A 23,361-nucleotide genomic window follows, 5' to 3' on the forward strand; every position below is an offset into this window, starting at 1 on the left:
ACGGTGGTGGCGGCCGCCGGGAGCCTCTACCTCGGCCAAAAGCGGCTGCTCTCCGTTGCCGACAGTGCCGCGCTCGCAGCCGCAGACACTTTTGAACTCAACGGCGGCAGCGCCGGAAGTGACCCCGGAACACTGCTCACCCACGAAGGAGTCTTCGCGGCGGCCCAAGTCTATTTGTCTGGCATTGAAACCCACGAAGCGCTGGGGAACATTGTGCTGAACCCGTCCACCGGAGCCGGGGACGGGCGAACAGCGCACGTGAGCATGAGCGCCGTCGTGCATCCCCTGTTCATCAACTTTTTGGTGCCAAGTGGCATCCCCATCACCGTGACGAGCACAGCCCGGGCCAATCTGGTGTTGTGAACGGTCCGGGTGGCCCCGCAGCCACCACGCCCGCTCATGCCGTAGGCTTGAATATCATGGCAGAGATTGACTTTCCCGCAGAACTCCGGGCGCTTCGCGCCACTTACACTTCGATCGAGCAAGTCTCCGAGGTGGAAAAGCTCATGGAGGACATCGAGGATCTGTCCGACCAGGCAGGCTCGCCCAATTTGTGGGACGATCCCGCCGCCGCACAAAAAGTTACCTCCAAGCTCAGCCACGCCCAGTCCAAGCTGGAGAAACTGCGCACGCTGGAGTCGCGGATTGACGACCTTGAGGTGCTCGTGGAGTTGGCGCAGGAAGAGGGCGACGCCGACGCCCTGGCCGAAGCTGCCAAGGAACTTCCGGGATTGCAAAAATCGCTGCAGGACTTGGAGATCGTGACGCTGCTGGCGGGGGAGTACGACGAACGCGAGGCCGTCATCACCATCCGTTCCGGCGCAGGAGGGGTGGATGCTGCCGACTTCGCGCAGATGCTGCTGCGCATGTACCTGCGCTGGGCCGAACGCCACGGCTACCCAACCTCCGTCCTGGACACGTCCTACGCCGAAGAAGCCGGGCTGAAGTCCGCCACATTCGAAGTCAAAGCCCCTTACGCCTTCGGCACGTTGAGCGTCGAAGCCGGCACCCACCGCCTGGTGCGCATCAGCCCCTTCGACAACCAAGGCCGCCGCCAGACGTCCTTTGCCGCGGTGGAAGTCATCCCGCTCATTGAGTCAACAGACAGCATTGACATCCCGGACAACGACATCCGCGTTGACGTGTTCCGCTCCTCCGGCCCCGGCGGGCAGTCCGTGAACACCACGGACTCCGCCGTACGCTTGACCCACCTTCCCACCGGCACCGTGGTGTCGATGCAGAACGAAAAATCGCAGATCCAGAACCGTGCCGCAGCCATGCGCGTGCTGCAGTCGCGACTGCTTTTGTTGAAGAAGGCAGAGGAAGACGCCACGAAGAAGGCCATGGCAGGGGATGTGAAGGCATCGTGGGGCGACCAGATGCGCTCGTACGTCCTCAATCCGTACCAAATGGTCAAGGACCTGCGCACCGAACACGAGGTGGGCAACGCCGCGTCCGTGCTCGACGGGGAAATCGATGACTTCATTGACGCCGGCATCCGCTGGCGTGCAGACCAGCGCAACGCGGCGAAGGACTAACCCCCGCGTAGCCAGCGCAGCACGCGAGCAACAAGCTACCGGGGGCCGTCGGGGACAGGCCGTTGTCTGCCGGGGCAATCCCAATGATTGCCGTTAAAGGAGGTAGTTGGGTGGGCCGGAAATTGTTTGGGGACATTTCCCCGCTGACCTATGCCATCGCCGTCAAGCGCCAAATCCTGCAGCGAAAGCTGAACGACGTCTTGAAGCGAACACGACTTTCGCAAACACGTGACACTCTTGATCTCCCCGTTGTTGTGTACCGGCACAATTCCTTGATTCGCCGCAAACTTGGTGACGTTGACCTAGCATTGCAGGAAAACAAGGCCGTCAGTTTGGGTTTGGCCGCCCCTCACATTGACGGCATCCTCATCCGACCCGGTGAAACTTTTTCGTTCTGGAAGCTGGTGGGTCCCTGCACGGCGGACAAGGGGTATCGAACTGGTTTGACCATCAACAACAACGGGCCTGCTTCAGGGATTGGCGGCGGCCTGTGCCAATTCACGAATCTGCTGCATTGGATGGTGCTCCACAGCCCCTTGGATATTGTTGAGCACCACCACCACGGTGAAATTGACCTGTTTCCTGACTTCAACCGGCAAATCCCTTTTGGCACGGGAACTTCTGTTGTGTACAACTACTTGGACTACCGTGTACACAACTCCACGGACAACACGTTCCAATTCCGTATTGCGCTCACACAGGAGCACCTGCGCGGGGAATTGCGGGCAATGGTGGCGCTGGGAGTGAAGTACCACATCAAGGAGGGTGAGTCATACTTCCAAGAAGTGGGAGACACGGTCTACCGGCACAACACGGTTTATCGCAGCGTCAGGGACAAGCGCACCGGCAACGAGATTGCGAATGAACTCATTGTGCAGAATAACGCCAGAGTTTTGTATGACCGCAAACTGATCAATGCCCCCATTCGCCAGGAGCAGGGCGACACATCCGATGGCCCCGCTTTGGGCTAACGCCGCCCTTAGACACACCAGCACGGAAGCGGCATTCAGGGGCCGCTACGCGTATAGTCATTAAGCTGGTGGTTTCTTCCCCCGAGCCCCTGCCCGGCCGTCAGCTTCCCGGCGCGATCCGCTGGACGGGCAATGAAAAAGTCATGATTCGTTTTGAAAATGTGAGCATTGCCTACGACCGCAAGTCCCAACCTGCGCTCGATGACGTTTCCATCGATATCCAACGCGGCGAGTTTGTCTTCCTCGTTGGCTCCTCGGGGTCAGGGAAGTCGACCATGCTGCGGTTGGTGCTACGTGAGTACAAGACCCCGCACGGTCAGATTTATGTTGCCGGCCAGAATGTGGCCAACGTGCCTAGCTGGCGCGTACCCAAGTTCCGCCGCGGCATAGGCGTGGTTTTCCAGGACTTCCGCCTGATCCAGACCAAGACTGTTTTTGCCAACGTCGCCTACGCCATGCAGGTGGTTGGGACGTCCCGGGCTGCCATCCGTGCCGAGGTTCCGCGCGTCCTTGAACTTGTGGGCCTGGCAGGCAAAGGCCACCGCAAGCCGACGGAACTCTCCGGCGGCGAGCAGCAGCGCGTCGCCATTGCCCGCGCCATCGTCAACCAGCCCGCCATTCTGCTGGCCGACGAGCCTACCGGAAACCTGGACCCGATCACCAGCGCCGGCATCATGGACATTCTGGAGGAGATCAACCAAAATGGAACCACCGTGGTCATGGCCACCCACGACGATGACATTGTCGACTCCATGCGCAAGCGCGTCATTGAGCTGCGCCACGGCAAAGTTGTGCGCGATGAGGCCATGGCCCAGTACACCTCGCTGATCCCGATTGTGCCGGCGGCCAGTTGGCAGTCCGCCGTCGGTCCCGCAGAGAAGCCCAATGCCGAAAAGCCCGACGCCGAACTTCAGACCGGCCGTGAACGTGCCGACAGCGTCCTGGGAGTCAGTGACGGGCCATCAAGTGAGACCACTGCGGAGGAAGAGTTCATGCCACAGAGGTTGGAACGCCAGCGGGATCGGGAGCCACCGCTGGACGGGGACGCGCAGACAAGTACCGGTAATTTCATGGATGAGGACCAAAAGTGAGACTTGCTTTCATTATGAGCGAGTTGGGCAGCGGCCTGCGCCGTAACCTGACAATGGTCATTTCGGTGATCCTGGTGACGTTCGTGTCGCTAACATTTGTTGGCGCAGCGGGACTGTTGCAAATGCAGATTGGCCAACTCAAGGGTTTTTGGTATGACAAGGTGCAGGTCACCATCTACCTGTGCAACGACGTACCGGCCAATACCAATTGCATCGCGGGTCCGGTTACCGACGAGCAAAAAAAGACGATTGAAGGGCTTTTGGAATCCGAGGCAGTCAAGCCGTACATTGAGACATGGAGCTATGAAAGCCAGGCCGAGGCCTTGGTTCACTTCCAGGAGCAGTTCATCAACTCGCCCATGGCCGATTCAGTTGAGGCCGCGAACTTGCCTTCGTCCTTCCGTATCAAGCTGACGGACCCGGAAAAGTACCAGATTATCAACGAGACATTCTCGGCCACGCCCGGCGTTGATTCGGTGGTTGACCAACGTGCTGTCCTCGAGAAGCTATTTTCATGGATGTACATAGCCACGTATGTAGCCGTTGGTGTGGCCGGGCTGATGATTGTCTGCGCCGCATTGTTGATTGCCACCACCATTAGGCTCTCGGCCCAGTCGAGAACCCGGGAAATTGAAATCATGCGCTTGGTGGGCGCCTCCCGAACAGTCATCCAGCTGCCGTTCGTGCTCGAAGGTGTCATTGCCGCAACCATCGGGGCGCTGTTGGCTTCGGGCGCCGTGTGGGCCATTGTGCAATTTTTCGTGGGTGGCGAGTTGGCGAGAACCAACTCCGGTACGCCGTTCATTTCCACCAGTGATGCCTTTGTCATTTACCCCGTGCTGGTCCTGCTTGGCGTGGTGCTCGCAGGCGTTGCTTCAGCGGTGTCTTTGCGAAAAAACCTGAAAGTGTAAGATTGGTGATGGCCATGTTCCGCGAGTGGCCCATGTGACTGGTGTTGGCGCGTTGCCCCCCGACAGTATTTTTGAAGGAGCTCTACGGCATGTTTTCGAAATCAAGCGGGGGAATTGGATCCGTGAAATCCCCCCGGCTTGGGCAAACCATGCCCGCCGCCCAACCAGCGGCCCAACCCCACGCACTCCGTCGCGGACCCGTATTGACCAGGCGCTTGACGGTGGCCGTGGCGGCCGTTCTTACCGTCGGAATGTTGGGCCTCGTACCATCTGCGCATGCCAACGATTTGAACGACCAGGCAGCGGCGCTGGAACAGCAAGCCCACGAAGTGCAATCGTCGTTGGAGTTTGTTGATTCAGGAATTGCCAAGTCGGCTGCAGACCTGGTCATGTACCAGGGTCAGCTTCCCGGCGCCCAGGCTGCCTTGGTGGACGCCCAGAAACGGGTCAGTGTTGCCACCGGTGAAGTGAATGCGCTTGCGGGGAGGATCGCACTGGCGCAGCAGAGCAAAGATAAGATCACAGCTCAAATCGCCACCGATGCCAAGCAGTCCACGGAAACGAAGGCGCTGATCGGGCAGATCGCTGCACAGTCCTATAAAGCTGGCGGACTGCCAGTGAACCTGAGGTTGATTCTCGGGGCAGATTCAACAAGCGACCTGGCCAACTCCATTGATTTGGCCGAGCAGGCGCTGCGCAGCCAAACTGCTGCACTTGAGAAATTGACTGCACAGAAGGCCACCAACCAGAATGCTCAAGCCCGCCTGGTAGCCGTGGAAGCAGAGATTAAAGATCTGAAGAAGCAGGCGGACGCCGCGCTTGTTGCCGAGCAGGTGGCGCGTGATGCGGCCGCTGTGAAGAAGGCTGCTGTAGACAAGCTCATTAGCGACTCCGCCGCCTTGAACGCCAAGCTTGAGGCAGAGAAGCCGCGCATCCAAAAGCAGCTCAAGGCAGTTCAGGTGCAGCAGGATTCCGTCTCTGCACAGATCGCCGAGATCCAGCGCAAGGAACGTGAAGCCGCGGCAGCTGCCGCTAAGGCTGAAGCCGAGCGCGCCGCCCGCGAGCAGGCTGCCGCGCAGGCAGCTGCCGATGCTGCCGCCAACTCCGGCAACAGCGGATACGTGCCGCCTGCGTATGTACCACCGGCATATGTCCCGCCGGCACCGGGAAACGTTTCGGCCTTTGGCCTGCAGCATCCCTTTGCTGCCAACGTTCCCATCACGTCCCCGTTTGTGCGCAACCGCCCCGTTCCTACGGGAACGGCTGATTTCAATGGCACCGGCTTCTACGACCACACAGGAATTGACTTCGGCGCCCCCTGTGGCACCCCCATCTACGCTCCCGCGGATGGCACCGTCACCCTCGCTGGCCAGACAAACGTGGTTTCCGGCGGTGGCAACGTTTTGTGGATCAGTCATGGCGTCGTCCAGGGCAATGCACTGATGACCGTTTACTACCACAACTCCTCCGTCCTGGTCTCCGCAGGGCAAAACGTGAAGCGCGGCCAGCTCGTTGCCTACTCGGGCAGCACCGGAAATTCCACCGGCTGTCACGCCCACTTTGAAACGTGGCTCAACGGAACACCCGTGGATCCCATGGGGCTGCTCTGATCCATTGCTAAACTAGGGGCTTGTGCCGGGGAAATTCCTCCGGCGCAAGCCCTCATCCATTTCCAGCTTCTCGGCCAGCAGTAATTATGTGGTCGTGTCAAACAAAAAGGAGTCAGCTGTGCCCAAGGAAAGTGGCCTGAAAGTGGTGGCCACCAATCGCAAGGCCCGGCATGATTACCACATCATGGACACCTACGAGGCCGGCTTGGTGTTGATGGGCACCGAAGTGAAGTCGCTGCGGGAAGGCCGCGCCTCGCTTGTGGACGGCTTTGCCACCTTTTACAACGACGAGTTGTGGCTTGAAGCTGTCTACATTCCGGAGTATCTCAACGGCAGCTGGACCAACCACACCGCACGCCGCCGTCGGAAGCTGTTGTTGCATCGCGAAGAGCTGGAGAAGATCGCCAGCAAGACGCGTGAATCAGGATTCACCATTGTGCCGCTGCGGCTTTACTTCTTGGACAGCCGCGCGAAGGTGGAGATCGCCATTGCCCGCGGCAAGAAGGATTACGACAAGCGCCAGTCACTGCGGGAGAAACAAGACAACCGCGAGGCCTTGCGGGCCATGCGTGAGAAGAACCGCGGACAATGACAGATGCCGACACTTGGTGATTTTCTTGGAACATGGAGCCTGGACGCTTGGGCGCTGGGCTTCATACTGGCCCTAGGCGGTCTCTATGCTTGGGGCCTGGCCACGGCCTCCCGTGTTGGTGTCAGCTGGCCGCTTTGGCGAATTGCTTCTTTCTACATTGTGGGATTGGGCTGCTATGCGGCCATCAGTTTTGGTTTCCTTGGTACCTATTCCCTTGAACTGCGCTGGGCGTTCTCCATCCGGATAGCACTTCTGCTATTTGTGGTCCCCTCAGGTTTGGCCTTGGGGCTGCCCTTGGGCTTGGCCAGGCTGACGATTCACCAGGGACGTGTGCGCCGTTTTCTAGCCGCACTAGTCCGCAAGCCGGTACAGCTATTTTCCAACAGTGCCGTCCCCCCGATTCTTGGGCTGCTGGTGCTCTCGATGATGTTGACGCCACTAGCGGGGATCACCCGCATGAGTCCGTTCTGGGAAGGTCTGCTGGGAATTGGCATCCCATTGCTGGGGTTGCTGATGGTACTGCCCATGGTGGAAGAGAAGACTCGCGTCAGTTCGGCGCTGATCATGCTCCAGTTCGTATTTGCGTTCATTGAGCTGCTGGCAGATGCCATCCCAGGCCTGTTGATGCGCCTGACCCCCACAATTTTTGATGGTGCCACAGTTGTGGGCGGTGCCCGGGCAAGCTGGTTTCCCAGCGCATTGGCGGACCAGCAACTGGCAGGTGACTGGATGTGGTTCATTGCCGAGATCATGGACTTGCCGATCCTGATTCTGCTCCTTGTCCGCTTGGCTAAATCTGACAAGGGCGAACGCAAGATTTTGGACGAACTCACTGACGAGCAGATGGACGAACTCAATGCCGCCCACCTGCACCTGCGCGGATAAGGAGATCCCATGGCCATGAGCGGCAAACGCTGGTGGATTATTGCTGTGTCTGCAGTGGTACTTGTGGCCTTGGTTGTTTGGGTGGTCGTTGGCTTCAACTCGCCACGTTCGACGTCGGCCAACTCCAGTCCGCCTGTCTCCACCGCCACCACGGTGCCCGGCGCCTCAACAGCGGCGCCGCAGCCGAGTTCGACAACACAAGCTCCGGCGTCGAGCCCCTCAGCATCACCGGCGCATGACCAAGTTGTTGCCACCCAAAAGTTGGCGGCCATGACGCTGGAACAAAAAGTGGGCCAAGTGCTGATGGTGTCCTCGCCTGTTACCGGTGCCGATGCAGCTTCCCTGTACGCACTTGACACGTTGTACGTAGGCAATGTGTTCATGAAGGGGCGCAGCGAGGCTGGGACGGCGGGGATTGCCGCCGAAATCAGTGCGGTGGCGGGGCATGTTTCCGGGGCACGAACGGCAGGTGTGCGCCCGTTTGTGGCGACGGACCAGGAAGGCGGTTTCGTGCAGATCATGCGCGGACCGGGTTTCTCCGACATGCCCCAGGCCATTGTGCAGGGACAGCTCCCTGCCCCTGAACTGTTGGCTGATGCAACGATTTGGGGGCAGCAGTTGGCGTCCGTTGGTGTGAATGTGAACCTGGCCCCGGTCCTGGACACTGTGCCAAGTGCAGAATTTGCGCCGCAAAACGCGCCGATTGGTGCGTTTGGACGTGAGTACGGCTACACGCCTGAGGCCGTCTCCAGCCATGGCATAGCCTTCGCCCAAGGCATGGCTGCGGCCGGTGTCGCAGCGACAGTGAAGCACTTCCCAGGATTGGGCCGCGTGACAGCGAATACGGACGTTGCCGCCGGGGTGGTGGATAGCACCACCGTCCGCAACGATTCGTACATTGGCCCGTTCCGTGATGCTGTGCAGGCAGGGGTCCCGTGGCTGATGGTCTCCAACGCTTCCTACCCGTTGATCGATCCCAACGCCATGGCCCCGTTTTCTTCCGTGATCGTGCATGACATGGTGCGTGGGGACCTTGGCTTCAAGGGCGTCATCGTCAGCGATGATATTTGCGACGCCGTGCAGGTTGCGGTGGTTCCGGTGGGTCAACGCGGCGTGCAGTTCATAGCCGCTGGCGGGACCATCGCTCTGTGCACGAACCAGACGCTGCTGCCGCAGATGTATCAGGGGATGGTGGCTGCTGCGCAAAGTGATCCAGCTTTTGCCAAGCAGGTGGATGCTGCGGCGCTTTTGGTGTTGCAGGTCAAGTCGGTCAACGGACTCATCGACTAGGTGCGTCGGCCAAGGATCTGGCAGGCCGGGAATAATTGCTACCCGGGATGCGCTATGCTGAGTAGTCCACGAGCAGTTCCGTCACAGGTGCTGGGCGTGGGTTTGAAAAAACAATAGGGGATGATCGGTTTCGACGGTGTTTGTCGAGACAGGTGAAGCGGGTCGAGGATACAGGGTTATCTCGTTAACGATCTCTGTAAAACAATAAGTGCTGAATCAAATCGCACTGACTTCGCTCTTGCTGCCTAAGCAGTAAGACAGTCCGTCAGCCCGGGAATGCTCTCGTCCCGGATCCTGGCGTCATTTAGAGGGCCACTGCTCTAAGTTCTTGTTGTAGGCGCTTAGGGGACTTTTATACAACTGGGCCTGGCAGCTACTTGTTTGCGAGATAGCTGGGGCCGAGAAAAACCGACGCAAACTGCACCCGGAGAAGACCTGACAACACAACATCGGACGGGAGTTCAATTCTCCCCATCTCCACATCCCTATTGGGACCTGTTCCTCGCCACAGCGGCGGGGGACAGGTCCTTTTTCGTGCTCATTGGGCGCCTCAGCTCGGTCCGCAGCGTATGGGTTTTGGACGTTCAGTAGTGCTTAAAAACTTGAGTGGTGGCCCGGTCACGAAGACCTGGCCACCACTCACCCCCAAAGATCGTGTAAGACATCTGGCAAACTTTGTTCACACAATCATTATTATGTCAGAAACTAATGGATATGTGTACAAATGACAGCTACGATGCCCAAATGTGACCAGCTAGGACCTGGCTACGCCTTGCATGGGCTTGCGTATGAAGGACAGCCACACGATCACAAAGCCTGTCGCGACGAACAGAATCGAACCAAAAGAGACCAGTTTGACGATGAAGCCATCGTTTGACTGCAACAACTTCAGCGGAATGGTGAGGAAGATGAGAAAAAAGCCGATGCAAAGGCAAGATGCTGCTGCTCGGTCAATCATCCGCCTGTTTGAAAGCGCGGCCTTGGCGGTGGGTTGCACGAGGCAAGCCGATGCATAAGCTGGATAACTCATGCCAAACCACATATAGGCAATCGCCAAGGGTTGATCTCCGAACGCTACCAACCCTGGACTTGACCCGTTGAAGTCGGTGAAGAAGTAGGTGGCTAAAATGCCCGACGAGCAGACGGCGATGACTGCAAAACCAATGGGGCCACGGATGAGTCTCAGCGCAGAAGAGGAATCGTACGCGGCCGCCACTTTGACAGCCATGAGGTAGAAAACCGCAAACGAGCTGAACCTAAGGATCACATTGGCAAGATTCGCTTCGCCCAAGAGAGCATCAATCGGCAGGTACAGGGCCGGAATACTCAGAGCCACGCAGACAGAAGCCAAGAGACAAACCCAGAACAGGCCGCGGTTGCGGCCCTTGACCATACTGGGAACGCGCCAGACGGTGCAGGCGAAGCAGGTGCCGAGCGCTGTCCATTGCAAAGCGGCGATCATCCGAGATTCTCCCATATGCTTCGTGTAGCCGCGGAGTCAGCTTCCGTGCGCCGCAATGTCCGGCTCAGGGCTTCCAAACGCTGAGCCGCAAGAGAAACCAGCGCACTGTTGGAAATTTCCAGCAAGGCCCCTTCCCGTGCCCCAGGGGCCCACCCGGCCTCTGCGGGTGAGAGGAGTCCTGTTGCTACAAGGCCGTTCGTCAGGCCAACGTTGGATATCCGAGCACTCTCGATGGCCAACTCTGCTGTGAGGCGGTTAGCGCTAATTTGAGCAGACAGATTCTGTGGAGCGATCTCCGCCTGACGGGCAACTTTCTGCCGCAGATCGGCGGGGCCCACGGCGTCCAGCCACGCACGCACTGAAGACCTGTGGGGCACGGGGGACAGGTGCACGCGATTTGACTCGGAGAGGTTTTCTGCCGCAACATTACGGTTCAGAATTTCCTGCAGAAGGTCGGTATCGGAAATTTGGCTGAGCAGCTCGGCTGTGCTTGGCGGCCTCATCCCAGCCGTCAAGTTGGTGAAAGTGGGAAAAGCAGCCAGCGAGGCGACCACGGGCAGGTCAAGGGAGCGGCTCACGGCTGCCACCGTTGCCAAGGACACCCGCCCGCGCACCAGTTGTTGCGCCAAGGTTGAGCGCTTGATCCCCGCGGCCCTGCACACCGCTGCGTGGCTGGTGGTGCCGGCAACGCTTGTTAACCACTGTTGAAAGAGTTTTGCCGGGACAGTCACGGCTTGTTTCCTCCTCACGGTTGATCTTGTAAGTGATGGTGCACGCTGTGTTGAATCGTTGCTTGGCTATTGATCCTGGGTATCGACGATGCCGCGGAACCGGCTGCCGACGCCGTCGTACTCGCTGCGGCGCCAACCGGCGGGAGGCTCAGGTAGTTCGTCATTGTTGTGGAAGTCGCAAATCACATAGGTGAATTCGGGCCACCACTTCTTCGGGCGGGCAACTTCCAGAAAATCACACAGGTAGCAGCGCAGGTCCACCCATACGGGGCGCTTACCGGTGAAATTTGCCCGGGACTGTGCCAGCCAGGCAGGGGGATTCGCATCCATGGCAGCGACTTCGGCGGCACTCATGCGTGAGGGAATACCGTTTCGCGTTGCCATTTCAGGAGGAATGTTCAAAGCCTGCGCCACCTGGCGGCGGTTCAGTGAAGAGCGGGGAGAATTGTTGTTTACCATGTTCCTCTAAGGATAAGGCGCCCCATGGCCGATGGCGATCCGTAGCGCAAGTAATGGGCTCATCCGTAGTTCGGAAGCCACCTTGGCCAGCGTGAGAATCACCACTTTGGAAGGACATTTTAGTGTGTAATTGGCAGAAATTTCGCGACAATACACCAAAGTTGCTCCTCGTATCCTATGCTGTGGGAAAACAATACGGAGTTTAGTGCGCAATTCCCGCCTTCAAGGGCTATGATGGGGCGCTGAAACACCCCGCCAATACCACGAACACTTCAGGAGTTTGAAAACCGAATGGCAACGGATTACGACGCACCCCGCAACAAGGACGAAGACCACGAGACAGAGTCACTTCAGGCGCTGCAGGTCCAGCGTGGCGGTGCCCAAACGGCGCATATTGACGTCGAAGACTCAGACACCGCCGAAGGCACGGACCTTCCCGGCGCAGACCTCTCCAACGAGGAACTCATCATTCAGGTCATTCCGGCCCAGGACGACGAGTTCACCTGCGCATCATGCTTCCTGGTTCGCCACCGAAGCCAGGTGGCACGTGAAAAGAACGGTCTGTTCTACTGCAAGGACTGCGAAGGCTAAACTGCGCTTAACACCGCAGCACAGCTAAGCGGTGCAGCGAAACAACGTGGAGAGTGGGACACGATGGTGGATGTGCAGGAGCTATTGGACACGTTCGCAGTGCCCGGGGCCAATGCAGCGCAGCTTTTGTGCGACCGGCATCCGGCAGAGGACACTGCGTTCACCGTCATCGCAGCCGATCTGAGCTTCGTTGACCTCAGCTACGGCGAACTGCGGGAGAAGTCCACACAGTTCGCCGCTGCCTTGACTTCGCTGGGAGTCAAGCGCGGCGACCACGTTGCCACGCTCATGGGCAAATCGGCGGAGCTCGTCATCGCCCTGTTGGGCATTTGGCGTGTGGGGGCCATCAACGTGCCGCTCTTCACCGCGTTTGCCCACGACGCCATTGACTTCAGGCTCCAGGCCAGCGGTGCGCGCCTTGTCATTTGCGACGCCGACCAGCGCACGAAGCTGCTCCCACCCGGGGAAGTTCCCACTGATGCCTCCCGGCCTGTGGTGGTGGCCCGCGGCGAGGCGTTTGGTTATGACCTCTCACTGGCGGAGATGGTGGCTGGCACAGGTTCCTTCTCCGATCTTGAGCCCTTCGCTGTGAAGCACGACGGCGACACCACCGACGGCGGATCTGTCGCTGTCGGTGGTGAGGGGGCACTCGTGCAACTCTTCACCTCCGGAACCACGGGCACGCCCAAGGGTGTGCCGATTCCGCTGAGCGCGGTGGCTTCCTTTGTTGGCTATCACCGTTTTGGTCTTGACGTCAGCGATGACGATGTCTTTTGGAACGTTGCCGACCCCGGCTGGGCATACGGACTGTATTTTGCGTTGCTGGCACCCATGGCTGTAGGTAACCGTTCTCTGCTGCTGTCCGCCGGATTCTCCCCGGAGCTGATGTGGGCCGTCATGGAGAAATTTGGTGTCACCAATCTTGCCGCAGCCCCCACCGTGTACCGTGCCCTACGTGCAGGATCTACTGGTGGCCAAGGCCATGCACTCCGCTGTGCCTCAAGTGCCGGTGAGCCGCTGACTCCGGACGTCATTTCTTGGGGACGTGAGGCGTTTGGGCTCGAGGTTCGGGACCACTATGGTCAAACAGAACTGGGCATGGTTGCTGGAAATGCTTGGGCGAAGGGATTGCAGGAGCCCCTTCGGCCCGGCTCCATGGGACGGACATTGCCGGGCTGGAGCGTTGACGTGTTGGCCGCGGACAATGATGAGCCTGCCGCTGACGGCGAGCCTGGCCGTGTCGCCGTCAATGTGCCAGACAGCCCATTCATGTGGTTTGGGGCCTACGTTGATGCGCCGGAAAAAACAGCCGAGCGTTACAGCGTCGACGGGTGTTGGTACATCACCGGCGATTCCGGACGCCGGGATGCGGACGGTTACATCTACTTCTCCTCCCGTGACGACGACGTGATCATCATGGCCGGGTACCGCATTGGTCCCTTCGACGTTGAATCCGTTCTTGTCACCCATTTCGCTGTTGCTGAAGCTGCCGTCATTGGCGCTCCCGATGAAATCCGTGGCGAAGTTCTTGAGGCTTTCGTTGTGCTCCGCGACCCGGAGACCGCCTCGGATGACTTGGCCCATGAGCTGCAGCAATTGGTCAAAACTGGTTTCGCGGCCCATGCTTATCCCCGCCGGATCCATTTTGTTGCCGAACTGCCCAAGACCCCGAGCGGAAAAATCCAGCGATACGTGCTGCGCCAGGACCGTGCGGCCATGACGGACCTTGACTAGGAGTACTGGTAAATAGTGGGACGTCGCAGTGTTGTCGGGGCGAGGGCCGACCGGATAGACCGTGAAACCGTCACGCCTGTGGTGGACATGGCCAACAAGGTTGTAGGATTTTTGCTTGAAGTCGCCATGCTGGCAGCTTTTTTGTGCTGGGGATTTCAGCAGGTTGTGCCCTGGAACCTGATCCTCGGACTCGGGGTTCCAGCAGCAGTGGTGGTGCTGTGGGGCGCATTTTTGGCCCCGCGCAGCTCACGCCGTCTGCCTGAGATCACAGCCAGCTGGGCCTCGTTGGGACTGTTCCTGGCTGCCGCCGCAGCATTAGCCGGAGCCGGACTGACCGGGTGGGGCATCGCGATGGCTCTCCTGTCCATAGCCCACTTTGCGGCCGCTCATTGGTTCAGCGGAACCAGCCAAGGCTGAACCAGTCGGCCAGTGCTGTCCAGCCCAGATTCTGAGCCTTGATCCGCAGCCTACTGTGTGGCGTGCGAATTCATCAGTGAACCGCCAGTCAACTCTTGAACGATGCAACCCTCATGGTTTTCCGTCGAGGCCAGCCACAAGGAGGCCGAGACTTCCTCGCCCAAGGTCAAGGGTTCGACGTCGTGCGTGGAACCAGGCTGCGTGGAATCAAGAAGGGTGACTTGCAGATCGCCGCCAAAAGGCAGGCGAGGGCCGACGCATAGCCGGGTGTCAACGCCGATGCCAAGTTTTTCAAGGTGGCGCAGCAATTCGGGGCTGTGGTCGCTGATGCGGGTGATGCGGCCCGTGTGCCCGGGGTCGAGCTCATCGAGGCGGTGTGACGGCGCCATGATGATCCGGCCCTGCGCATCGGGGATGGGATCGCCGTGCGGGTCCCGGTCGGGGTGCCCCAGCTTGGCGCTCATGCGTGCGATAAAGTGCTCGGATACGGCGTGTTCAAGCTGCTCGGCTTCATCGTGCACCTCGTCCCAGCTGTAGCCAAGTTCCTGGACCAGATACGTTTCCAGCAGCCTGTGCCGGCGCACCATGGACAGCGCCAGCGCCAGCCCTTGCTCGGTGAGCCGAATGGGGCTGTAGGGCTGGTGGTCAACGAGGCCCTGGTCCTTGAGTTTGCGCACCATCTCCGAGACGGAAGAATTTGCCACACCCAGCCGGGTGGCCAGCGCGGTGGACGTGATGGGTTTGTCCTGCCACTCCGTGTAGGCGTAGATGACCTTGACGTAGTCTTCGATGCTGGAGGAAGTGGCAGAGTGTTTCACGGCACCAAGCCTACCGGTTAGACGTGTCCGGTGAACGTCAGCCACAGCAGCAACACATTCAAGGCTACGATGAGTGCCACGCTGATCAGTGCGGCGATGCGCAGAACCAGTCCGTCGCGGTGGTCACCCATGACCTTCTTGCTGGCGGTCAGGCGCAGCAGCGGGATGAGCGCGAAGGGGATGCCGAAGCTCAGCACCACCTGGCTGACAATCAACGCCCACGTTGGGTCCACCCCCACCCAGAGCAGGATGATGGCGGGAATGAGGCTGACGAGACGGCGTGCCTGCAACGGGATGCGCACTTTCAACAGGCCGTGCATGATCGTGGCGCCGGCGTACGCACCGACCGAGGTGGAAGCCAGCCCCGATGCGAGTAGGCCCACGGCGAAAATGATGCCGATCGCAGGGCCGAGGCTGTTCACGATCGCCGCGTGGGCGCCTTCGATGGAGTCGGTACCGGAGACCCCGCTCAGCGTGGAGGCGGCTAGCAGGAGCATTCCAATGTTGACCGCCCCGGCGAGGACGAGTGCCACGACCACGTCAATGCGTGTGGCCTTTATGATCCTGCGCAGCTTCGCGGGGGTGCTGCGGGCATCAGGGTGGCGGTCCTTCGCCAGTTGCGAATGGAGGTAGATGGCGTGCGGCATCACGGTTGCGCCCAGCATTCCCGCCGCCAGCGTGACGCTTTCAACGCCGTCAAAGCGCGGGATGAGCCCGCTCACCACGCCTGCCGGATCCGGCGGGCTCAGCACCAGCCCCGCCAGGAAACCGATGGTGATGATCACGAGCAGAAAGATGATGATCGTCTCAAAGTGTCGCTGACCGTGGCGGTTTTGCACCGTCAGCAGCGCCATGGAGGCCAGCCCCACGATGGCCCCGCCCAGCGGGAGCGGGATGTGGAACAACAGGTACAAGGCGATGGCCCCGCCCACCACTTCCGCCAGGTCGGTGGCCATGGCTACCACCTCGGCCTGCACCCAGTAGAGTCTGCGGGTTGTTGTTTTGTAGCGTTCGCCCAGGTGTTGGGGGAGGGACTTGCCCGTCACCACGCCCAGCTTGGCTGATTGGTATTGGACCAGCATGGCCATGAGGTTCGCGGCCACCAAAACCCACACCAGCAGGTAGCCGTAGCTGGCGCCCGAGGTCAGGTTGGCGGCAACATTTCCAGGGTCAACGTAGGCAATGGCAGCCACGAAAGCAGGCCCCAGCAGCAGGAGCAACCCTCCGCGGGGTTTACGACGTGGCTTTACCTTGACGGTGTCCAGCACCATGCACCCTTCGCCTAGCCTGTGCCCAAAGTTTAGGCCTACCGAAATAATAGGCGCTCTAAGGTGCGGTTGTCGAGACGGCCTGCAGCGGTGGACAGTATTGGCAGTGCACCGGAAGGTGCGCTAAAGCTTGTGCGTTCGCCAGCTTTGGCTGATGTACGGCAGTTCAAGCTCCGCACCCGGGGCATGGCCCAAATGCTCGAACAGGTACCATTGCAAATTGCCCATGACCTTGGCGCGGATGTGCTCGCCGGCCTTGAGGTAGTAACTGCGCGACTTGGCCAACTCCATGATGTCTTCCGGCGTCGTGACGTTTAGCCACCGGGTGGTGTGGGGCTGTGCCGGGGCGAACTCGTGGCCGATGTCCGGCCGAAAATCCGGCTTGTGCACGTCACCGGCGTGCATGATCCGTGCCAGCCGGTGCACCCAGGGCACGGCGACGTCGAGCTGGTTCCATACCAATCCCAAGGTACCTCCGGGGCGCAGCACGCGCGCAATTTCCATACTGGCCGCAAGGGGGTCGCACCAGTGCCAAGCTTGCGCGCTCGCTACCAGGTCCATGGACGACGCCGGCAACTCAAGGTGTTCCGCGGTCCCCACCATGGTGGTGACGTGAGGGAGGTTCCTGGCTAGTTCTGCCAGCATGTCCGCCGACGGGTCCAAGGCAGTCACGTTCCAGCCACGCTCTGCCAACAGCTGGGTGTATTTCCCCGTCCCGGCGCCCACATCCAGCGCATCGCGTACAGGGGTTGTAGTGTCCTCCAGTAACCAATCGAGGGATTCCCCCGGGTAGCCCGGGCGGACCTTCTGGTAGTGGTTGCCCCCTGCCAAGAAAGCGGCGGCCATGCGTTTGCGTCGTGCCGCGTCGAAGACCGGTCCGCCGGTGCCTGCCATGCCGCTCCCTGAAATCAAGCCGAAAAGTTGTGCAATAGTGCCCCACAACTTTACCCCGCACACCCCCACCTACCGACGCTCCCGCACTTTCGGGGCAGTCCTTTGCATCGCTCCAGCGCCTTTAGGGCTAGTTTTAGGAACGCTTTGGCAGCTGCTGAAAAAGCGTTCGGGAGACTGTACCCGAAAGTGCTGGAGGGTAGGAGAGAAGACACCCAAACGTGCCGGAGGGTCGAGGGAAAACGGCCGAAAGGTGCAGGAGCGTCGGTAGGGGTGGTGGGGTTAGTCTTCGGTGGCGCAGGGGGCGGCGCCTGCTGTGCCTGGTGTGTTCGGGGCCCAATCGGGGTAGATGCGGTTGTCGTTTGCGGGCACCCAACGGCCGGCATCAACCACGTAGTCCCACTTCAGGCCATCGCGGAGCAAAGCGGAAATGCCGTCGATCAGTCGCTGGGCGTCCTCACGCTGTGAACCGACGCCGAAGCTGGCGCGCAGCGAACCGGACGGCAGTCCCAGGCGGTTGAGCAGCGGGTGGGCGCAGAATTTGCCGTCGCGCACACCCACGCCGTGCTCGGCTGACAAATATGCGGCGACGAGTCCGGCGTCGTATCCCGTGACGGAAAAGTTCACCACGCCGATGCTTCCGCATTCCGGGTAGTCCTGGCCATCGGTGAACAACGAGTGGACGTTGACGCCCTCGAGCCCTTCCAGGCCGTCAATGAGATGCTTGCGCAGCAGCTGTTCGTGGTGGTGCCAGTCGTCGGCGTCCAGCGCGGCCAGGGCCGAGGCCGCTTTGGCCAAGGTGGCGGCACCCAGTACGTTGGGGGAGCCTGCCTCGTGGCGGGCCGGGCCCTCGGTCCACAGGACCGACTCGAGACGGACCTCCTTCACGGCTCCGCCACCGGACAGATGCGGTGTGCCACTGTTGAGCCAGTCGGGACGGCCCACCAGCACACCTGCGCCAAATGGGGCGTAGAGCTTGTGGCCGGAGAAGGCCAGGTAATCGATGCCGGTTGCCGCCAAATCGATCCGGCGGTGCGGAGCCAACTGCGCGGCGTCCACCACAATGCGGGCACCATACTGGTGTGCCAGAGTGGCCAGTTCCGCCACGGGCAGTACCTCGCCGGTGACATTGGAAGCTCCGGTGACGGCCAACAGCAGGACATTGCCGGCGCGCAGTTGCGTTTCAACCCGTGCCAGTGTGGACGCGATGGAGTGTGCGGCCACCACTGAACGGTGCGGCAGGCCCTGCCACGGCAGCAGGTTGGCGTGATGTTCAATGTCCAGGTACAGCACTTCACCGTGGACGTTGGAACGGCCCTCGGCAAAACCGCGCTGCTTCAGGAGGCTCTCCACGCAGCCGGCCAGCAGGTTCAGCGAATCTGTGGTGTGGCGGGTGAAGATGACGGTGTCATCGGGGCGGGCACCCACGAATTCGGCCACGATCTTGCGGGCATTTTCGTACACCGACGTGCTGACCTGGGAGGCGTAGCCGGCCCCGCGGTGCACGCTGGCGTAGTAGGGCAGGATCTCGTTCAGGTGTGCGGCCACTTCCGCAATGGCGGGAGCCGATGCGGCGTAGTCAAGGTTGGCGTACCGCACCTGCCCGCCCTGGATCAGTGGGGCAGGCAGATCCTGTCCCACCACTGGGAGCAGGGGGGAATCGGCAAGGGAGGTTTTTTCCAGCAGGGCGTAGCTCATCAGTCAATCCTTTGACACCAAGAACTCTTGGGGGTGCCAAGAAGTCCGCGCTTGCCAAGACCGCTCCGGCCTGGCCAGGTCGTCACCCGGGGCACCCCGCCGCGAAAGGAGGGTTGCCGGCCAGCAAACCGGGGTTTAGCGCTGGCACTCGTGACCTATGCACCAAAGATTAGCCCAAGAATCTCGAGGATGCATTTATTACGTTTCGTCTCGGGCCTTCATACTGCAGCCGATGCGGGTGCGCCTGAAGATTACCCGCATCGACTGCAGTTTGAGCCTCGGAGGCGGGCAAAAAGCTCGGATCAGCCCAGCAGGTCATCCCAGTTGGGATTCAGCCGCTGCAGAACCTCGGAGTGGAGGATGGAGTTGGTGGCGAGGGCGTTGCCACCGAACGGGCCGTCCACCCCTTCGAGGGAGGTGAAGCGGCCGCCGGCTTCGGTGATGATCGGGACCAGCGCCGCCATGTCATACAGGTTCAGTTCGGGTTCGCAGGCGATGTCCACGCTGCCCTCGGCGACCATGCAGTAGGACCAGAAATCGCCATAGGCGCGGGTGCGCCACACATCGTCGGTGAGGGAGATGAAATCATCGCGGTTGCCGCGTTCGGCCCAGCCGGTCAGGGATGAGTAGGACAGTGAAGCGTCCTTGAGCTCTGCCACGTTGGAGACGCGGATGCGTGTGGCGGCCGCCAGTGACTTGCCCATGTAGGCGCCTGTGCCCTCCGCGGCCCACCAGCGCTTGCCCAATGCGGGGGCGCTGACCAGGCCCACCACGGGGCGTCCGTCGTCGACGAGCGCAATGAGTGTTGCCCAGACCGGGACTCCGCGCACAAAGTTCTTCGTCCCGTCAATGGGATCGATGATCCAGCGCCGTGAACCGTGCCCGGAGCTGCCGAACTCCTCACCCAGCACGGCATCGCGGGGGCGAACCCGTGACAGCTGGCTGCGGATGGACTCCTCGGCGGCCTTGTCTGCATCCGTGACCGGGGTCAGGTCCGGCTTGGTTTCTACAGCCAAGTCGAGTGCCTTGAAACGGGACATGGTCAGTGAATCCACGCTGTCCGCCAGGACATGGGCCAGGCGGAGGTCGTCGTTGTATGTCTGGGGTTCTGCGCTCATACAGATCACGCTATCGCGATTTATGAAAAACCCTTGACGTGACGCAGCCGGTTCCTTGCACGGTTTTGATCCCGACCCGGGCGAGGCTAGTCGATGCTGCCCAGTTCCTTCGCCTCCGCACGGCCTTCGGTGCGGTCGCTGGTGCCCAAAAGGCGGCGCAACGAGGCCAGGCGAGCCGGTCCGGCGTCGCCTGCGTGTCCGGCAGCCACATACGGGTCCAGACCACAGTTCACGGCGACACTGTCATGCTTGCAGCCGCGTTCGCAGTCGTCGGTGCCCGGTTGCAGATCTGGGAAGGCCTGCAGGATCCTGTCGGCATTCACGTGAGCCAGTCCAAAGGAGCGGATGCCCGGGGTGTCGATGATCCATGAGCCGCGCGTGCCACCCTGTAGTTGCAGCGCCAGCGCCGAGGAAGACGTGTGGCGGCCGCGGCCCGTGACGGCATTGACGCCGCCGGTGGCCCGCTGCGACCCCGTCAAGGCGTTGACCATGGTGGACTTTCCCACGCCCGAATGCCCCACCATGACGCTGACCTTCCCGTCGAGATAGCCGTGCAACTGCTCGACGGCGCCGCCGGCCAGCAAGGCCGAGTCGCCGTCGTCGCTGCGCGCATCAATGCCCGACGCGCCTTCGGCCGCCGTCCGGCTGATGATGACGGTCATTTCCAGGTGCTCGTAGTTGGCGAGCAGTTCGGCGGGATCCTTGATGTCCGTCTTCGTGATCAGCAGCAGTGGTTCGATCCCGGAGTCATAGGCCGCAACCAGCGCCCGGTCGATGAAGCCCGTGCGCGGTTCCGGGTTGGCCGCGGCCACCACAATGACCAGTTGGTCCGCGTTGGCGACGACGACGCGCTCCACGGGATCGGTGTCGTCGGCGCTGCGGCGCAGCAGTGTGCGGCGCTCCTGAATACGGACGAGCCGGGCCAGCGTGTCCGGTTTTCCGGAAACGTCCCCGACCAGTGCCACAAAGTCACCGGCGACCACGGGGGAGCGGCGCAATTCCCTGGCCCTAGCGGCGATCAAGATGCGTTCGGTGCCCAGGTCCTCATCCACGATGGCCGTGTACCTGCCGCGGTCCACCGTGACGATTCGCCCGATCACGGCATCCTCATACGCCGGCCTGTCCTTGGTTCTGGGCCGGCTGCCCTTCTTGTTGGCCCTGACCCGAACATCGGATTCGTCCCAGTTGCTGTAGTCCTTTGCCATGCGCCTACGCCCTGGTTTCAGCCGCCGCGGTCTGGGCGACCATGGCCGCCCACATGGCAGGGAAATCAGGCATGGTCTTCGCCGTGGTGGCGATGTTCTCAACTTCGACGCCGGGCACGGCCAGCCCGATGATCGCCCCGGCCGTGGCCATGCGGTGATCGTGGTAGCTGTGGAACACGCCGCCGTGCAGCGGGGCGGGGTTGATGATCAGCCCGTCCGCTGTTTCTTCGGCGTTGCCTCCGAGTGCATTGATCTCCGCCACCAGCGCAGCCAGACGGTCGGTTTCGTGCCCGCGCAGGTGCGAGATCCCGCGCAAACGCGACGGCGTTGTTGCCAACGCACAAATGGCAGCCGCCGACGGGGCAAGCTCGCTGGTGTCTGAGAGGTCCACGCCTTGGATCTCGGGGCCTCCGGTGACAGTCAGAACACCGTCGTCAAGGCTTACGGTGGCACCAAACTGGGGGAGTATTTCACGCCATTTGTCACCGACCTGGGTGGTGTTGGCCGGCCAGTTGGGGATGCGTACAGTGCCGCCCGTGGCCAATGCGGCGGCCAGGAAGGGGCCGGCGTTGGAGAGATCCTGTTCCAGGACAACGTCGAAGGCCGACACCGGGCCGGGCTGCACCACCCAGCGGTTCGGGGTGGAGTCGTCCACCACAACGCCCACCGAGCGCAGGATCTCCACCGTCATGGAAATATGGTCGCGGCTGGGCACTGAATCACCAATGTGTTCCAGCTCCAAGCCGTTGGCGAAGCGTGACCCGACCAACAGCCACGCGGAGATGAACTGCGAGGAGCCCCCGGCGTCCACTGCCACGTGGCCGCCCTCCACCACCCCGGTGCCGTGCACCGTGAAGGGGAGCAAGCCGTCGCCGCCGTCCTCCACACGGACACCCAACGCTTCCAACCCCACCACAATGGGACCCATGGGACGCACCAAGGCCGACGCGTCGCCGTCGAACTTCACCGCCCCGGACACCAGCGCGGCAAGCGGCGGCACAAAACGCATCACCGTCCCGGCGAGCCCGCAATCAACGCTGATGCCGGAGGACCCAGCACCAAAACCAGCCGGGATGGGCGTGACCACAAGGTCGGGGACCGCGCCACTGCCGGGCACCTCGGAGATTACCGCACCCATGGCTCGCAATGCGCCGATCATGAGGTCGGAATCGCGGGACTGCAAAGGTGCCCGGAGGCGGGATTCACCGTCGGCAAGGGCTGCGAGGACAAGATACCTGTTGGTCAGCGATTTGGAAGCCGGTATGGTGACGGTGGCATCCAAGGGTGTTGGAGAAAATGGTGCGGGCCAATGAGCGGCGGTCATGGGTAATTACTGTCCTGTCACGTCGTGGGCAAGGGCACGGACGCTCTTGTCGGCACTCTTCAATTGCTTCTTCGTGTTCTTCTTGCCGCTCTCAATGAGCTTTTCCGCCCGCCACGCCAAACCGGGACGTCCGGCCGTGTCCACGCTGGCCAGCAGTGCCCCGCCAATAAGGCCGATGTTCTTCGTCAGCTGATTGCGGCGGTGCGCACGATTTTCCTTCGTGGAAGTGTCGGCGTTGCGGTACTCCACCACAGTGGTCAGCGCGGCGGTCAGGGCGAGAATGACGGCCGCGGGCCGGGCAAGCTTGCCGGTGGCCAGCAGCACGCCGGCGCCAACCTGGGTGGCTGCCAGTGCACGCGCCAGCGTCTTTTCGCTGGCCTCAATGGGCAGCGCGGAACTGAGCGGGCGCAGGACAGGTGCCAGCTGGGCCACAGTTTGATCTGCGTGGCGCAGGCGGTCGATGCCGGCGAGGATGAACGATGATGCCAACATGGGGCGGGCTAGGGCGCGAACAATGGACAACGGGGCCTCCTTAGTGGTGCTTCGAACATCCCGTTGACGGTCGGTGCGGCCGCACGGGAGACTCATGCTGTCTCCAAGTCTCCCATGACTGCCCGGTGTGATGCAGTCTTTGCTGCAGTGTTGGCGCAGTGGCTGCGGAATATACGACGGCGTTGGCAGGTTTACATGGATAGCGGCGGCCCCACAACGGGGCCGGCCAAGGGAGCAAGGATGTGAAGGGAGACGGCCATGCAGA

The 23,361-nt window shown here is 61.1% G+C and carries 23 protein-coding genes, 1 other RNA gene and 1 riboswitch; of the genes, 13 read left to right on the forward strand and 11 right to left on the reverse strand.

Translation table 11 applies throughout. The features are described from left to right. From Q4P21_RS00375 to ssrA, 10 genes are all read left to right on the forward strand, one after another. The coding region (locus tag Q4P21_RS00375) for a hypothetical protein (RefSeq protein WP_303386888.1) at positions 1-363 on the forward strand (363 nt) is incomplete at its 5' end. A 56-nt stretch (positions 364-419) separates the two neighbouring features. Beyond that, positions 420-1,538, forward strand: coding sequence for a peptide chain release factor 2 (prfB, locus tag Q4P21_RS00380; protein ID WP_303386889.1), 1,119 nt, complete (start codon positions 420-422; stop codon positions 1,536-1,538). Positions 1,539-1,648: 110 nt separating this feature from the next. Beyond that, a complete protein-coding gene (locus tag Q4P21_RS00385; RefSeq protein WP_303386890.1) occupies positions 1,649-2,509 on the forward strand; it encodes a VanW family protein in 861 nt (286 codons plus the stop codon). A 143-nt stretch (positions 2,510-2,652) separates the two neighbouring features. Then, positions 2,653-3,600 (forward strand): cell division ATP-binding protein FtsE, encoded by a 948-nt coding sequence (ftsE, locus tag Q4P21_RS00390; protein ID WP_303386943.1) that lies wholly within the window; start codon positions 2,653-2,655, stop codon positions 3,598-3,600. Beyond that, positions 3,597-4,511 carry a permease-like cell division protein FtsX gene (gene ftsX, locus Q4P21_RS00395; RefSeq protein WP_303386891.1) on the forward strand — a complete coding sequence of 305 codons (915 nt, stop codon included), beginning with the start codon at positions 3,597-3,599 and terminating at the stop codon, positions 4,509-4,511. The genes ftsE and ftsX overlap by 4 nt, the downstream gene beginning before the upstream one ends. Positions 4,512-4,600: 89 nt before the next feature. Beyond that, on the forward strand, positions 4,601-6,121 hold the full coding sequence (locus Q4P21_RS00400; protein ID WP_303386892.1) for a M23 family metallopeptidase: 1,521 nt from the start codon (positions 4,601-4,603) through the stop codon (positions 6,119-6,121). Positions 6,122-6,239: 118 nt separating this feature from the next. Next, positions 6,240-6,713 (forward strand): SsrA-binding protein SmpB, encoded by a 474-nt coding sequence (smpB, locus tag Q4P21_RS00405; protein WP_207344054.1) that lies wholly within the window; start codon positions 6,240-6,242, stop codon positions 6,711-6,713. 3 nt (positions 6,714-6,716) lie between these two features. Next, positions 6,717-7,598 carry a cytochrome c oxidase assembly protein gene (locus Q4P21_RS00410; protein WP_303386893.1) on the forward strand — a complete coding sequence of 294 codons (882 nt, stop codon included), beginning with the start codon at positions 6,717-6,719 and terminating at the stop codon, positions 7,596-7,598. A gap of 15 nt (positions 7,599-7,613) precedes the next feature. Continuing rightward, positions 7,614-8,888: a glycoside hydrolase family 3 N-terminal domain-containing protein gene (locus Q4P21_RS00415; RefSeq protein WP_303386894.1), complete on the forward strand. Its 1,275-nt coding sequence runs from the start codon at positions 7,614-7,616 to the stop codon at positions 8,886-8,888. A 116-nt stretch (positions 8,889-9,004) separates the two neighbouring features. Next, positions 9,005-9,371, forward strand: a transfer-messenger RNA (tmRNA) gene (ssrA, locus tag Q4P21_RS00420). A 271-nt stretch (positions 9,372-9,642) separates the two neighbouring features. Here the strand turns inward: ssrA and Q4P21_RS00425 are convergent. From Q4P21_RS00425 to Q4P21_RS00435, 3 genes are all read right to left on the reverse strand, one after another. Next, complete coding sequence (locus tag Q4P21_RS00425; protein WP_303386895.1) at positions 9,643-10,350, reverse strand: hypothetical protein; 708 nt, start codon at positions 10,348-10,350, stop codon at positions 9,643-9,645. After that, positions 10,347-11,081, reverse strand: coding sequence for a hypothetical protein (locus Q4P21_RS00430; protein ID WP_303386896.1), 735 nt, complete (start codon positions 11,079-11,081; stop codon positions 10,347-10,349). The genes Q4P21_RS00425 and Q4P21_RS00430 overlap by 4 nt, the downstream gene beginning before the upstream one ends. Positions 11,082-11,147: 66 nt before the next feature. Then, positions 11,148-11,540 carry a hypothetical protein gene (locus Q4P21_RS00435; protein WP_303386897.1) on the reverse strand — a complete coding sequence of 131 codons (393 nt, stop codon included), beginning with the start codon at positions 11,538-11,540 and terminating at the stop codon, positions 11,148-11,150. Between the two features lie 291 nt (positions 11,541-11,831). On the opposite strand from Q4P21_RS00435, the gene Q4P21_RS00440 reads away from it, so the two are divergent. The 3 genes from Q4P21_RS00440 (at position 11,832) to Q4P21_RS00450 (ending at position 14,282) form a co-directional block, all read left to right on the forward strand. Beyond that, the gene (locus Q4P21_RS00440) at positions 11,832-12,131 is read left to right on the forward strand and encodes a DUF4193 domain-containing protein (protein WP_203313340.1); all 300 of its coding nucleotides are present in this window, start codon (positions 11,832-11,834) and stop codon (positions 12,129-12,131) included. An 84-nt stretch (positions 12,132-12,215) separates the two neighbouring features. After that, positions 12,216-13,865 (forward strand): AMP-binding protein, encoded by a 1,650-nt coding sequence (locus Q4P21_RS00445; RefSeq protein ID WP_369598832.1) that lies wholly within the window; start codon positions 12,216-12,218, stop codon positions 13,863-13,865. A gap of 15 nt (positions 13,866-13,880) precedes the next feature. Then, positions 13,881-14,282: a YrdB family protein gene (locus Q4P21_RS00450; protein ID WP_303386899.1), complete on the forward strand. Its 402-nt coding sequence runs from the start codon at positions 13,881-13,883 to the stop codon at positions 14,280-14,282. A 50-nt stretch (positions 14,283-14,332) separates the two neighbouring features. On the opposite strand, the gene Q4P21_RS00455 is transcribed toward Q4P21_RS00450, so the two are convergent. From Q4P21_RS00455 to Q4P21_RS00490, 8 genes are all read right to left on the reverse strand, one after another. Then, the gene (locus Q4P21_RS00455; RefSeq protein ID WP_303386900.1) at positions 14,333-15,100 is read right to left on the reverse strand and encodes a metal-dependent transcriptional regulator; all 768 of its coding nucleotides are present in this window, start codon (positions 15,098-15,100) and stop codon (positions 14,333-14,335) included. Between the two features lie 17 nt (positions 15,101-15,117). After that, positions 15,118-16,371 (reverse strand): Nramp family divalent metal transporter, encoded by a 1,254-nt coding sequence (locus Q4P21_RS00460; protein ID WP_303386901.1) that lies wholly within the window; start codon positions 16,369-16,371, stop codon positions 15,118-15,120. A gap of 120 nt (positions 16,372-16,491) precedes the next feature. Next, positions 16,492-17,262, reverse strand: a complete 771-nt coding sequence (locus Q4P21_RS00465; protein WP_303386902.1) for a class I SAM-dependent methyltransferase — start codon at positions 17,260-17,262, stop codon at positions 16,492-16,494. Between the two features lie 279 nt (positions 17,263-17,541). Then, positions 17,542-18,957 carry an aminotransferase class V-fold PLP-dependent enzyme gene (locus Q4P21_RS00470; RefSeq protein ID WP_303386903.1) on the reverse strand — a complete coding sequence of 472 codons (1,416 nt, stop codon included), beginning with the start codon at positions 18,955-18,957 and terminating at the stop codon, positions 17,542-17,544. 42 nt (positions 18,958-18,999) lie between these two features. Next, positions 19,000-19,113, reverse strand: a riboswitch (SAM riboswitch). Positions 19,114-19,259: 146 nt separating this feature from the next. After that, entirely contained in the window at positions 19,260-20,075 is an 816-nt protein-coding gene (hisN, locus tag Q4P21_RS00475; protein WP_303386904.1) for a histidinol-phosphatase, read from the reverse strand. A gap of 86 nt (positions 20,076-20,161) precedes the next feature. Beyond that, positions 20,162-21,280 carry a ribosome small subunit-dependent GTPase A gene (gene rsgA / locus Q4P21_RS00480; RefSeq protein ID WP_303386905.1) on the reverse strand — a complete coding sequence of 373 codons (1,119 nt, stop codon included), beginning with the start codon at positions 21,278-21,280 and terminating at the stop codon, positions 20,162-20,164. Between the two features lie 4 nt (positions 21,281-21,284). Then, positions 21,285-22,604, reverse strand: a complete 1,320-nt coding sequence (gene aroA / locus Q4P21_RS00485) for a 3-phosphoshikimate 1-carboxyvinyltransferase (RefSeq protein WP_303386906.1) — start codon at positions 22,602-22,604, stop codon at positions 21,285-21,287. 6 nt (positions 22,605-22,610) lie between these two features. Then, entirely contained in the window at positions 22,611-23,126 is a 516-nt protein-coding gene (locus Q4P21_RS00490) for a DoxX family protein (RefSeq protein ID WP_207344068.1), read from the reverse strand. Positions 23,127-23,361: the final 235 nt, after the last annotated feature.

The sequence above is a fragment of the Arthrobacter sp. genome, from assembly GCF_030540645.1.
Classification (GTDB): Bacteria; Actinomycetota; Actinomycetes; order Actinomycetales; family Micrococcaceae; genus Specibacter.

Excerpts from the sequence above, each read along its gene's own strand:
- Q4P21_RS00410 (WP_303386893.1), top strand. The coding sequence starts at position 6,717 with ATGCCGACACTTGGTGATTTTCTTGGAACATGGAGCCTGGACGCTTGG.
- hisN (WP_303386904.1), bottom strand. The coding sequence starts at position 20,075 with ATGAGCGCAGAACCCCAGACATACAACGACGACCTCCGCCTGGCCCAT.
- rsgA (WP_303386905.1), bottom strand. The coding sequence starts at position 21,280 with ATGGCAAAGGACTACAGCAACTGGGACGAATCCGATGTTCGGGTCAGG.
- Q4P21_RS00460 (WP_303386901.1), bottom strand. The coding sequence starts at position 16,371 with ATGGTGCTGGACACCGTCAAGGTAAAGCCACGTCGTAAACCCCGCGGA.
- Q4P21_RS00425 (WP_303386895.1), bottom strand. The coding sequence starts at position 10,350 with ATGATCGCCGCTTTGCAATGGACAGCGCTCGGCACCTGCTTCGCCTGC.
- aroA (WP_303386906.1), bottom strand. The coding sequence starts at position 22,604 with ATGACCGCCGCTCATTGGCCCGCACCATTTTCTCCAACACCCTTGGAT.
- prfB (WP_303386889.1), top strand. The coding sequence starts at position 420 with ATGGCAGAGATTGACTTTCCCGCAGAACTCCGGGCGCTTCGCGCCACT.
- Q4P21_RS00440 (WP_203313340.1), top strand. The coding sequence starts at position 11,832 with ATGGCAACGGATTACGACGCACCCCGCAACAAGGACGAAGACCACGAG.
- Q4P21_RS00435 (WP_303386897.1), bottom strand. The coding sequence starts at position 11,540 with ATGGTAAACAACAATTCTCCCCGCTCTTCACTGAACCGCCGCCAGGTG.
- ftsE (WP_303386943.1), top strand. The coding sequence starts at position 2,653 with ATGATTCGTTTTGAAAATGTGAGCATTGCCTACGACCGCAAGTCCCAA.
- Q4P21_RS00415 (WP_303386894.1), top strand. The coding sequence starts at position 7,614 with ATGAGCGGCAAACGCTGGTGGATTATTGCTGTGTCTGCAGTGGTACTT.
- Q4P21_RS00400 (WP_303386892.1), top strand. The coding sequence starts at position 4,601 with ATGTTTTCGAAATCAAGCGGGGGAATTGGATCCGTGAAATCCCCCCGG.
- Q4P21_RS00465 (WP_303386902.1), bottom strand. The coding sequence starts at position 17,262 with ATGGCAGGCACCGGCGGACCGGTCTTCGACGCGGCACGACGCAAACGC.
- Q4P21_RS00470 (WP_303386903.1), bottom strand. The coding sequence starts at position 18,957 with ATGAGCTACGCCCTGCTGGAAAAAACCTCCCTTGCCGATTCCCCCCTG.